This is a genomic window from Pseudomonas sp. R3-52-08, assembly GCF_003851745.1.
In the GTDB taxonomy this organism is placed as follows: Bacteria; Pseudomonadota; Gammaproteobacteria; order Pseudomonadales; family Pseudomonadaceae; genus Aquipseudomonas.
The window spans coordinates 1,807,549-1,819,444 of the sequence record NZ_CP027730.1; the positions used below are offsets into that span (position 1 = coordinate 1,807,549).

Sequence of the window (11,896 nt, forward strand, 5' to 3'; positions counted from 1 at the left end):
CGGTCCGGTTTTTGGCCGGAATAGGTGCTGTATCTGGCGGGCTTGGTGGTTAAGATCCCCTCATCGATTTTCTTGATGTGAGGTCGCCATGCGCTTTAGTGATTTGCTCGACGCTGCCCGTCAAAACCCACAGGATGTCACCATTCCTGCCGAATGGGCCCAAGGCCGCGCCACCTTTGGTGGCCTGGTCGCCGCGTTGCAATACGAAGCCTTGCGCGCCCACGTGCCGGCAGGCCGGCCGCTACGCTCACTGGCAATCACCTTCGTTGGCCCGGTAGCACCGGATGTACCCGCTAGCTATCAGGTTGAAGTGCTGCGCGAAGGCAAGGCTGTCAGCCAATTGCTGGGCCGTGTGGTGCAGAACGGTGAAGTGGCGACCTTGGTCCAGGCCAGTTTCGGTGCGCCCCGCACCTCGGAAATTGACGTCGCGAGCGAGCCGCCACCCATGTTCAAACATTGGGATGAATGCCAGGAGCTGCCCTATATCAAGGGCGTCACCCCTGAATTCATGCGGCATCTGGCAATGCGCTGGAGCGTCGGCGGCCTGCCGTTTACCGGCAATAAATCCCGCGACATGGGCGGTTGGGTACGGTTGCGTGGGGACGTGAAAGAAGAGCCTCTGACCGAGGCGCACATCCTCGCACTGGTCGACGCCTGGCCGCCGGCGTTACTTCCGCATTTGAAGAAACCGGCGCCGGGCAGCACCCTGACCTGGACCATCGAATTCATCCAGCCGTTGCAGCACCTGACCACCCTCGACTGGTGCCAATACCACGTCAACATCGAACACGCCCGCGACGGCTACGGCCATGCCGCCGCCGCGCTCTGGAGCCCGACCGGCGAGTTGATCGCCCTCAGTCGCCAGACCGTGGTGGTCTTCGCCTGACCCTCAATGCCGGTGACGCTGGCGCCACGCCCGCCACCAGCCGCCGCTGAGCACAAAGCGCGGAAACGTCACGAACTGCTCGACCACCAGGCGCTGCACCGCGTCGTTACGATCACTGAACGGCTCGCTCGCCTGGGCTTCCAGGCTGTGACCGTGACGCTGCAGCGCCAAGCCCGCCAAAATGCCGATCACGCCTACGGCAAAACTCACCAGGCTCAGGCTGAACACACCGGAAACGATCAACAGAAAGCCGATGATGAACAGCGGCACGGCAATCAGGTGCAAAGCCAGATTGGTCGGGTGTTGATGGTTTTGTGGGTAATTACGCCATTGCCAGGCGGGTAGATTGGGGTGACGTTTGCCCATGGTGGTGAATCCTCTGTCCGTTTAAACAACTTGGATAGAGTGTAGGTTGGGGGGGACGGGCCGGCGAATTGGGGATGGCTATGGAGTCCATAGAGCCACCTTTTATGTAAAAATGACTTCTCAGGTGACTCAACGGGGTGCCGCGATTTGAGATTGCTTTCAATTTGTGATGGTTATGTTGGGTTATTTAAAGTAGTAGTCGTCCGGTCCGTTGATGTAAACACTAGGGCCTTTAAGTGAAATAAATTTTGCGTTGAATGTTATGGAGGCGCTGTCGCTGATGGCTTCAAATGTAAAATGATCGCTGGCTCTTTTGATGCGTGCGGTAAACACCTCATGGGCAGGAATATTTAAGATTTTTAGGTTGTCAATGTCATTGCAAGTTAGGCCAACTCTGCACGTGTTATATCCTTTATTTCTCCATTTTTCTGGCAGGTCGTCTGGGAATTCAGGTATGTCAAAACCCATGCCTATTGATGGTTGATCATTTTCTATAGTTATAGAAAACAAAGCTATTTTTCCAATTTCAACTGGAGAGTTGAAAAGTTTACTAAAAAATATGCTTCCATCTAATTCGTTCCAATGCTTCATACTTATTTCCTGAATGGATAGTGTTTCTTTGCGCCTTCAAGATAGCCTTTTCGAGGCTTTTCGATCGGGCGTAAGTTGAAGTGTGACGAATGGTCCCCAACACCATCTACTCTGCCGAATTTATGTCCTGCTGAGTGATCTTGGATAAGAACCTTAGAGCCATTTGATCTTGTAAATTGATAAACCTTAGTTTCGATGGATCTCCCTGCATCATCCAGAACTGTTTTTCCGTTTTTGTCCGTCATTTTTTCAGTGACGTATTGTTTAGTTTTTCCTGTGTCTAGGTCTACTACCATATCTGGGTTTTGAACCATCGGTATCCCGGCGTCTCTCTTCGCTTGTCTGAAGGCACCTTTGCGTGAAACATCGGGTGCGTCGGGTTCATTTGGTGTTTTACAGGCTGAATGATGCCTGCCTTTAGGCGGGCAGTTAGCGCTCAGCCCTAACGGGTCCACCCATCCAGTAGGGTTAGGCACGTACAGGTACGCGTTGATCCCACCCGCCAGCTTCACCGGATCAGGCGTCAGGTAACGACCAATATCCGGATGGTAGTAGCGATGGCGGTTGTAGTGGAGGCCGCTTTCCGGGTCGAAGTATTGGCCTTGAAAACGAAGCGGGTTGTCGATTTTGCCTACGTCGAGGCGGCTGATTTCGCCGTAGGGACGGTAGTGGGCGGACCAGACGATTTCGCCCTCAGGATCGGTGAGTTCCTGCGGTGTGCCGAGGTGGTCGAGTTGGTAGTGGTAGGGCTTGGTTTCTTCTGGGCCGAAGCCTGCCAGCAGTGCCAATGGGTGGAAGCTGTCCGGTTCGTAGATGTAACTGCGATGACGATCCGCGTGGTGCTCAGCGACGATTTTGTCGCCTTGCCAGAAGAACTCGGTGGTTTTCCCATCCACGGTTTTGCTAATGCGCCGACCGAACGGGTCATAGCGATAACTGGCGGTTTGGCCGTTAGGCTTGGTGATGCCGATCAACCGGTGCTGGAAGTCGTAGCGGTATTCGGTGACGAGCGAGTGACCTTTACCACGTCGTTCTCGGATGAGGTTGCCGAAGGCGTCGTAGTCGTAATGGTGATCGCCTTGGATCATCAATCGATTACCCGCGACGATGTCCGGGCCCGGCCTGTCCTGCATCAGCAGGTTGCCGGCCGGGTTGTGGTCGAAGCGATCCTGGACGTCTTGCGAGTGATCGGCGCGGGTCATGCGGTGGAGCGGGTCGTAGCGGTAAAGGTGTTCGCCTTTGCGGGTGTCGTGCAGGCGGGTGAGGTTGCCGGTTTTGTCGTAGTCGTAGTGGCGTTGGTAGAGGTGGTTTTCCTGCTGGGTGACGGCGTGGGTGTGTAGGCGATTTTGCTCGTCGTAGTGGTAATGGCTGAGCAGTTGGCCTTGTTGGCGTTGGTGTTCGCGGCCGGCTTTGAACAGGTGGGAGGTCAGCAACGCACCGTTCAGTTCGACGGTGGCGAGGTGGCCGCCTTTGTCGTGGTTGAAGGTGAGGCGGTTGTTGTCGGGCAGGCGTAAATGTTGAAGTTGGCCGCAGGCGTCGTAGCCGTAGCGCAGCGTGCCCCAGCCTTGGTGTTCGGCGGATAGGCGGTTTTGGCGGTCGTACTCGTAGGCCAGGAACCAGTGGCCGTCATCGACGCTGAGGAGGTTGCCTTGGCGGTCGTAGGCATAGTCGACAATACTGCCATCGGGCAGGGTTTTTCTTACGAGGCGGCCGGCATAGTCGCGCTGGTATTGAGTGACGAGCTGACTGCCGTCGTCGCCGTATTCGGTTTTCTCCAGCAGGTTGCCGTTGAGGTCGTAGGCATACGTAGTGCGTTGGCCGTCAAAACCGGTTTCCTGTTGGATCAGGCCGTTGGGGTGGTAGTCGAGTTGGTAGGTTTCGCCGACTTCGTTTTCGATGGCGGTCAGCAGTAAGCGGGCGTTGTCGTAGCGGTAGTTGACCTGGGTGCCGTCGGCATTGATGCGGCGGCTGATCAGGTGCAGGCCGTCGGCGTATTCGTAGCGGGTGACGTAGCCCAGCTCGTCGCGCTCGGCGATGATTTTTCCGTAGGGGTTGTAGCTGAATTCTCGCGTGGCACCGTCCGGCAGTACCAAGCGAGTTAACCGTCCTACGGCGTCCCATTGATACTGGGTCAGCGCGCCTTGTTCGTCCTCACGCGCAATCTGCCGGCCCAGGTCGTCATAGCGGTAGCGCTTGATCCCGCCATTCGGTAACTGCTCTTCAACGAGCTGCCCGCGCTCATTCCACACCAGCCGATGACAACTGTGATCCGGATACCAAACCCCGGTCAGTTGTCCCTGTTTGTCGTAGCTGTAGTCGGTCGCATTGCCATCCGGATTGATCTGGCGAATGACATCGCCCTGTTCATTACGCTCGTATTTCCAGACCGCCTCACCGCGCCTTACAACCCGTACGAAACCGTTGTCATGCTCGTAGGACGTCGGCTCATCATCCCCCGGAAACAGCGCGGCCAAGCGTCCGGCGTCGTCGTATTGATAGGCCGTCACCGCACCCAGCGGGTCCTGCTCGACGGTCAGGCGGCCCTTGTCATCGTAGGTTTTGAAATGCTGGGCGCCGTCGGGATCGATGCGCTGTACCAGCCGCGCCCGCTGGTCATGTACGTAAACTTCCTGGCTGCCGTCGGCGTTATGCACGGTGACGCGCCCGTCATCGCCCCAGGCATACCGCGTGTCCATCTGCGAAAAGCTGGCCCAATGCCGGACACAGCGCGCCGCCTTGCCAGCGCGCTCCCATTCCCAGAAGAAACTCGCCCCACCAGCCAGCTGGCGCTCAAGAATGACGTGTTGTTCGTCGTACCGATAACGCTCACATTCACCGACAGCGTTGGTCGCTGACACCAGTCGTCCGGCACCGTCATAGGCGTAGGAAACGACGTTCTGCTCGGTCACCCAGACGAAGGGTTCATGCCCTGTGGCGCGATGAACCTGGTAGTCCACCGCCACGATGCGGTCGAATTCATAACGCAAAAGAAGCGAACGGCCCACGCCGTTGTCCAGCCGCTCAATCCGTCCCAACCGATCCCGAACAACCAACAACCGGTTGTCATACGCATCGCTGATTGTCGTCAGTACACCGTCGCGAAAGTGGTAGAAACGCGAACCCTGGGCCAGCACCAACTCGTCAGGAACCGAGCCCAAATAGATCGCCGCTTCCGCCAGGCTGTTGGTAATCGCCGGCCGGGCCACCGTCGGCAAGGGCAGGGTGGTCGCGCGATTTTCGTGGTCCGTCCACACCACCGAATCGCCCACAACCACAAGCCGCTGCGCCAGCGCATGGCTCCAACCAAACCCCAAGCCACAGTCCACTTCCACCGCACTGCTGCGATACAAGCGCGTTCACTCGAACGGCAAGACCCCATCCAGCGCGCCATCGGTGAGCGTCAGCAGTTCCTCGCCGGTGACCATCGACACCGGGCAACCGTTCGTAACGGTTTTATCCGCCGGAGCCGCCGCATCGCCCTTCGGGTTCGAAGCCACGGCAGGCACATCATCCACCGCCTCCTGCCGCACCAACGCGGTACGCTGGGTCTTGCTGCGCACCGCTGGCACCGGGTTCGAAACCAGCGTGTCACCCGCCTTCAACGGCGCTACCGGCACCGCCTTGATAGCCGTCGCCGCACTGTTCAGCAGTAACGGCTTGGCCGCCTCCACATGCGCTTCCAGCCCAGGCCCCACAACCTGTTTGGCCAGCAGTTCCAACAACGCCCGCCCGGATTTGACCTGGCTGAGTACCTGAGCCCCCAACCGAAGCTGTACCCCAATCCCCCGCGTCGCCCATATCAGCAGCAGATTGATCAACACTTCGCCGGTAATCTCACCCAGCAGTTCATACATCTCGGGCGGTGGCAGCATGCGTATCCAGGCCACCACCGCCGATAAGTAAATGAACAACAGCGGCTCATCACTGAGCACCAGCAAACCCTGGGCGAGCGTGTCTTTACCCAGCTTGAGTAACTGATCCAGTTCGGCTTGGGAGATGTACTTCAACAACCGTTCGCTGTTGGACTTGAGGTTCGCCAGCAGGTCGTACAGCTCGGTAATGTTGTCCCACAGGTTGTAAAAGGCCTTGCCAATCCCGGTTGCAAAGGCCGCGCCCTGTTTCGCGCTGCGCGTGAAGGGCGGGGCTTTTGCAAAATCTGTCCACTGAAGCTTGAAGCGCTCGTTCCATTGCTGGCGCAGGTCAGCTTCCAGCCCGGCGATCACCGACTGGTAGGACGCATACAGCGCCTTGACGTGATCCTTGGAAACGTTGGGGTAAAAGGTGACCTGGTACTGCTGGTCGCGAGTGCATTCTGGGACTTCAAGAATGCCGCTGGGGCCGATGGTTCGCTGCAGCGGCGCGCCAATGGGAGTGCCGTCCTTGGCGATGGCTTGCAGCGTGACCGGCGTGTTGCCGATCGGCACGAACCGCGTGCTTTCGAACAGGTGCACCAGGGTCAGCCCACCCTGGGCTTTGCACATGGCGACGGTGCGACTGGGCATGTCGGATGAGATCGGCGCGATCAGTGCGACGTCTTCCCCGACCTTGAAAATCTGCTCCACTTCCAGTGCCGAGCCACTTAAAAAGCTGTCGGCCCAGTCGTCGAACGTATTCAGGCAGTCGCGAAAATTCCGAAGAATGCTTTCAACATCCGGCGCTTCGGGGTCCATGGGGGCCAGCACAAAGCTGGCAATCACCGGAATCAAAAGACGGCCCCGGCGACCTGGGCCCTAACGAAAAAAACCATCTGCACTCCCTCGCACTGTTTGATCAGGCGAGGGACTTTGCAGAGGTTCGTCGGTAAAAGAAGTCGGCGTTATTCGCGGGAGTGGCGAGGAAGTTTCGTCTTAATCTCAGGTAGGCCGTGGCTTGGTCGTAGGAATCGGATTACGGTCTGAACGGTCCTACAGCTTCAACTGCCCGATCGCCTTGCTCAACTCTCCCGCCAACGCCGCCAGTGCATGGCTGGTGGTCGCCGAATCCACAGTCTGCCGCACGGTGTTCTCGGTTACATCACGAATACTCACCACTGCGCGGTTCATCTCTTCGGCGACATGGCTTTGCTGTTCGGCGGCCACCGCGATCTGGGTGTTGCTCTCGCGCATCTGCGCCACGGCGCCGGTGATGTCGGCGAGCGCGGCACCGGCTTCCTGGGCCTGTTTTACGCAGTCGTCCGCCTTGAACGAGCTTTCCTGCATGAAGTCCACCGCGTCGCGGGTGCCGGCTTGCAGCGCCGAGACCATGCGGGTGATTTCGTCGGTGGAGCTTTGTACGCGCTTGGCCAGGTTGCGCACTTCGTCGGCGACCACCGCAAAGCCACGGCCCATTTCTCCGGCGCGGGCAGCTTCGATGGCGGCGTTGAGGGCGAGCAGGTTGGTCTGTTCGGCGATGCTGTGGATCACCCCGACCACGCTGTTGATTTTCTGGCTGTCTTCGGCAAGTTTCTGGATCATCTCAGCGGTCTGTTGCACGCCGCTGGACAGCCCGGCAATCGAACGCTGCACGCGGATGACCACTTCCTGGCCGCTGCCGGCGAGGGTGTCGGCGGTTTGCGAGAGGTCGCGGGTGGCGCCCGCGTGCTGGGCAATGTGGTAGACGGTGGCGGTCATTTCGTTGATCGCCGTGGCGGCCTGGTCGGTCTCGCTTTGCTGGCCGAGCATGCCGCGCTGCACCTCGTTCATGCTGCTGGCCAGCCGCGCGGCGCCCTCGTCCAATTGCCTGGCAGTATGGGCCACGGTGTTGACCACCCGCTGGTAGCCGGCCTGCATGGCGTTGAAGGCGCTGGCCATCTGCCCGACTTCATCCTTACAGGCCAGGGGCACGCGGGCGGACAAATCGCCGGTCTTCTCCACATGCAGCATCACGTCCTTGAGAGTATTGAGCTGGCTGAGCAGGAAGCGGATCAGCAGTTGTGAGGCGCCAAGCATCGCGAGCATCAGGATCGCCACCGCCAGCGCATAGTTGACGAAACGTTCGCCGAACACCTGGCGCAGGCTTGGCGCGTAGGCGAGTACGGCGACCTGCTGTCCGTCGGCACGGCGGATGACCTCGGCGCCCAGCAGCGGATTGACGCCGAACAATGGCAGGTGACTGAGCTCGATCCAGCCGCTCGCGTCTTGCAAGGCTGACAGGTCCTCGCCTGCGCGTTGTGGGACTTGGCCACGGGTGAAGGTCAGCCAGTTCTCGCCGGTGGGCAGTGGCTTGTCAGCCGGCCAAGCGTTGAGCAACTGCGCCTGGGCCTGGGCCGACACCTGGGACGCATGGCTGCGCGCCTGTTGTTCGAGGTGGACGGCATACAGCACCAGCAGCAGGGTAGTGATGAAGGCCACCGCGTTGACGGCCCAGAATTTGTATTTAAGCGAGATATTGCTAAGCCAGGCACCCATGGAAGGTTTTCTCTGATAGCGGAACAGCATTGGCAAGGTGCCATTATTGTGCCGCTACTCAGGAAAGCGTTTTTGACATGGGTCAATGCGCCGCATCACTCCACGGCAGGCAGGCCGAAAAAGGCGCGGGCACAGGCGGTGCTGTGCATCGCCAGCTCTTGCATCGTTTCATTGCGATGCAGGGCAACCTCGCGCAGCACTTCGGTCAGGAACGCGGGTTCATTGCGGCCGTTCTTCGGCTTGGGGCGCAGCGTGCGGGGCAGCAGGTAGGGCGCGTCACTTTCCAGCATCAGACGGCCACGGGGAATTTCCCCGACCAACGGGTGCAGATGTGTCCCGCGGCGCTCGTCGCAGATCCAACCGGTGATGCCGATGTGCAGGTCAAGGTCGAGGTAGCTGAAGAGCGCCGCTTGTTCGCCAGTGAAGCAATGCACCACGGCGGCGGGCAGGTGGTCACGGTAGTCCTTGAGAATCTCCAGCAGGCGTTGGTTGGCATCGCGCTCGTGAAGGAACACGGGAAGTTTCAGCTCGACGGCCAGCACCAGGTGTTCCTCGAGGACTTTTTCCTGCTGTGGTCGCGGCGAAAAATCACGGTTGAAATCCAGTCCGCACTCGCCTACAGCGCGCACGCGTGTTTCGCTGAGCAGACCGCGCAAACGTTGGGCACTATCGCGGTTCCAAGCGCTAGCGGAGTGGGGATGGATACCGGCGGTGCTGAACAGGCGTTGTGCGCTTTCATCGAGTTTTACGCACAGTTCCAGGGCCTGCTCGCTGCCTTCGACGCTGGTGCCGGTGAGCACCAGTTGTTGCACGCCAGCGGCGTAGGCACGCTCGAGAACGGCCAAGTGCCTCTCGTCGAAACTGGGGTTGGTCAGGTTGACGCCGATATCAATGAGTTGCATGGTGCTATCTCCGCCTGCGGCCGGAAAGCATATCAGAGCTGTAGATTTATAAGAAAAACGAAGAACTACAACGCGTTATCGCTGTCTTTGAACGTCGCAAGCGACATTGTGCCGGGCCCGCTGCCTCTCACCGTGTCGCCGTTGCGCGCCTTGCCAGCGCTTAAAGCGCTCTGTTTCTGACGCCCAACACCTCGCTTTTCACGAAGGCGTTGGCCAGTATTCTTTCCGGAGAGCGGATGATCCGACCCTCGGCTTTGCTTGTAGTGTGCGTGACGTTGCTGCTGCCCATGGCGGCGGTCGCGCGTCTGGATGGGCCGCTGGAAGTGACAAAGCCCGGCAAGGTGCGTGACCTGGCAGACATTCGTTCCAGTCGCACCCTGCGTGTACTGGTCAACCAGAGCCGTAACAGCTCCGGTGAAGTGCAGGGCCAGGCCATCGGTGTCGAATACCACCGCCTGCGTGCATTCGAGCAATACCTCAATGGCCATGCCCGTGATGGCCAGCAAATCAACCTCAAGATCATCCCCAAGGCCAAGGAGCAGTTGCTTGGCGCACTGGCCCGTGGCGAAGGCGACCTGGTTGCCCCTGGCGAATTGCTGGACGTGAAGGCCGCGCACAAGATCAGCGCCAGTGCCCCGATCGCCAGCGATGTGCCGTTGTGGCTGGTCGGCGTCAAGGGTGAACGCCGGTTTACCAGGTTGGAGCAGTTGTCGGGCCGTACCCTGACGCTGACCACCGGCAGCGCGGCGGCGGATGCGATCAGCCAGGTCAACCAGAAGCTGGCCCTGCACAAGCAGCCGCCGATCAAGGTGGAATGGGTCGACCCAAGCCTGGCGGTGGAAGACGTGCTGGAGATGGTGCAGGCCGGGATCTTTCACTTGACCATCGTTGAAAAGCCGATTGCCGAACGCTGGTCGAAAATCCTGCCCAAGTTGCGCTTTGACAAGCAGGTGGCCATCAGTGAGCCGGGTGACGAGTACTGGTTCGTACGCCAGGATGCGTCAATGCTGCGGGCGAGCATCGATCGCTTCCTCAAGACCTATCACACCCCCTCCGACCAGGATGTGGCGTTCCAGCGTATCTATCGACGTCTCTATCAAGTGCGCAACCCGTTGGCCCGCGCCGATCGTCAACGCCTGGAGAAACTGCGCCCGATCCTGCAAAAGCATGCGCGCGAGCAAGGCATGGACTGGTTGAACCTGGCTGCGCTAGCCTTCAAGGAGTCTGCGCTGGACCCTGGCGCACGCAATAGCGGTGGGCCTACCGGTTTGATGCAGATCACGCCTTCGGCGGCGCAGCGGGTAGGCGTCAACAATATCGAGAATCTGGACAGTAATGTGCAGGCGGGTGCGCGCTACCTGGCGATGATCCGGCGTAAGTTTTTTGCCAGCCCCAAGCTCAATGAGCGCGAACGCATGGCCTTTGTGCTGGCGGCGTATAACATGGGACCGGAGCGGGTGCAGGGCATGCGCACCGAAGCCAGGCGCCGGGGGCTCAACCCCAATCAGTGGTTTTTTCAGGTTGAACGCATTGCCATGGAGCAGGTGGGGATGGGCGGCGTCAGCTATGTTAATAGTGTCAACAAATACTACCTGGCGTTCGATCGGGAGCGGGAGTCCCTGGAGCCGCCAGCGCCGAAAGTGGCGTCTCGCAAATAATCGATTTTATCGATGTTGATAAGGCAATTTTTCGGCTTTTATCATTGTTTAAACTGATTAATATAGCGGCCAACCAACCCCTACCTGAAAAAGGATTTACCCCATGAGCCCACTGATCACCCGCGTCCTGTCGACCCGTGCCGGCTACGGCCTGACTGTTCTGCGCATCTTCGTCGGCATTATCTTCGCTGCCCACGGCTCGCAAAAACTTTTCGGCTGGTTTGGCGGCGGTGGTCTGGCGGGAACCGCCCAGTGGATGGAAAGCATCGGCCTGGCACCGGGCACGCTGATGGCCGTGCTGTCGGGTGGCACCGAGTTCTTTGCCGGCCTGGCGCTGATCATCGGCCTGCTTGCACGCCCAGCAGCATTGGGCCTGACCTTCCTGACACTGGTGGCGATTTTTTCGGTGCACATTCATAACGGGCTGTTCATGGCCAACAATGGGTATGAATTCGCCCTGGCCCTGCTTGGCGGCTCGCTGGCGGTGCTGTTCGAAGGTGCCGGCAAACTGTCGGCCGACCGCGCCATCGCCAACTGAGCGTTTCGCACCTCATGAGAGGCCCGCCCTGTGCGGGCCTTTTTCGTTGCTCGGGATTCTTGACACTGCCCCGCCAGCTTCTCTAGGATGCTGCTCATGCGCCGATTTAAACAGCTAATTGCGGGGCGCCACTGGACTCGATGCAGTCCGACAGAACCATGCACTCGTCAGGAGGCACGGGTCGAAATACCGCTAAAGCGCTGGTTCGGTGTTGCCTCTCACCTGCCCGCAGACTTTTGAGGCAGAGACACGACACGATGAATGCACTACGCCCCCTGATACGCCTGGCCCCGATCACTGCGGACCTGATTCAACGCAACCCGAAAATCCTCCTGGGCGGCAAGCACCAGCCGACGCTGCTGCGTTACCTGGACGGCTGGCCACGTCGCACCGGGCGGCCTTCGGCGTTCTTGATCCAGTTCGTGGAAGACGGCGACTCCCTGGCCCGCTTCGCCAGCAACAGCTTTGACCTCGCGGTGATCCAGGCGCCGAGTGCAGACAACGCCGAAGAAGTGATCCGCCAACTGACGCGTATTGCCCGGCAAGGGCTGATTGCCCGTCGCTGATTT

Annotated in this window: 8 protein-coding genes and 1 pseudogene; 4 read left to right on the forward strand and 5 right to left on the reverse strand. The window is 59.3% G+C overall.

Going from position 1 to position 11,896, the window contains the following annotated elements; translation table 11 throughout:
- Positions 1-88: 88 nt before the first annotated feature.
- Positions 89-886, forward strand: a complete 798-nt coding sequence (locus tag C4J91_RS08310) for an acyl-CoA thioesterase II (RefSeq protein WP_124361883.1) — start codon at positions 89-91, stop codon at positions 884-886.
- Positions 887-889: 3 nt separating this feature from the next.
- Here C4J91_RS08310 and C4J91_RS08315 read toward each other — a convergent pair whose 3' ends face one another.
- The 5 genes and pseudogenes from C4J91_RS08315 to C4J91_RS08335 all read right to left on the reverse strand — a co-directional run bounded on the left by C4J91_RS08315 (position 890) and on the right by C4J91_RS08335 (position 9,131).
- A complete protein-coding gene (locus tag C4J91_RS08315) occupies positions 890-1,252 on the reverse strand; it encodes an Mpo1-like protein (protein ID WP_124361884.1) in 363 nt (120 codons plus the stop codon).
- Between the two features lie 183 nt (positions 1,253-1,435).
- Positions 1,436-1,843 carry an Imm50 family immunity protein gene (locus C4J91_RS08320; protein WP_124361885.1) on the reverse strand — a complete coding sequence of 136 codons (408 nt, stop codon included), beginning with the start codon at positions 1,841-1,843 and terminating at the stop codon, positions 1,436-1,438.
- A 2-nt stretch (positions 1,844-1,845) separates the two neighbouring features.
- A pseudogene (locus C4J91_RS08325) lies at positions 1,846-6,549 on the reverse strand (RHS repeat-associated core domain-containing protein).
- Between the two features lie 198 nt (positions 6,550-6,747).
- Positions 6,748-8,229 (reverse strand): methyl-accepting chemotaxis protein, encoded by a 1,482-nt coding sequence (locus C4J91_RS08330; protein ID WP_124361886.1) that lies wholly within the window; start codon positions 8,227-8,229, stop codon positions 6,748-6,750.
- Between the two features lie 95 nt (positions 8,230-8,324).
- Positions 8,325-9,131 (reverse strand): TatD family hydrolase, encoded by an 807-nt coding sequence (locus C4J91_RS08335; protein ID WP_124361887.1) that lies wholly within the window; start codon positions 9,129-9,131, stop codon positions 8,325-8,327.
- Between the two features lie 236 nt (positions 9,132-9,367).
- On the opposite strand from C4J91_RS08335, the gene C4J91_RS08340 reads away from it, so the two are divergent.
- From C4J91_RS08340 to C4J91_RS08350, 3 genes are all read left to right on the forward strand, one after another.
- Positions 9,368-10,789, forward strand: a complete 1,422-nt coding sequence (locus C4J91_RS08340) for a transglycosylase SLT domain-containing protein (RefSeq protein ID WP_124361888.1) — start codon at positions 9,368-9,370, stop codon at positions 10,787-10,789.
- 103 nt (positions 10,790-10,892) lie between these two features.
- Positions 10,893-11,327: a DoxX family protein gene (locus tag C4J91_RS08345; protein WP_124357637.1), complete on the forward strand. Its 435-nt coding sequence runs from the start codon at positions 10,893-10,895 to the stop codon at positions 11,325-11,327.
- A gap of 257 nt (positions 11,328-11,584) precedes the next feature.
- Positions 11,585-11,893, forward strand: a complete 309-nt coding sequence (locus C4J91_RS08350) for a class I SAM-dependent methyltransferase (protein WP_124361889.1) — start codon at positions 11,585-11,587, stop codon at positions 11,891-11,893.
- The last annotated feature ends 3 nt before the right edge of the window (positions 11,894-11,896 follow it).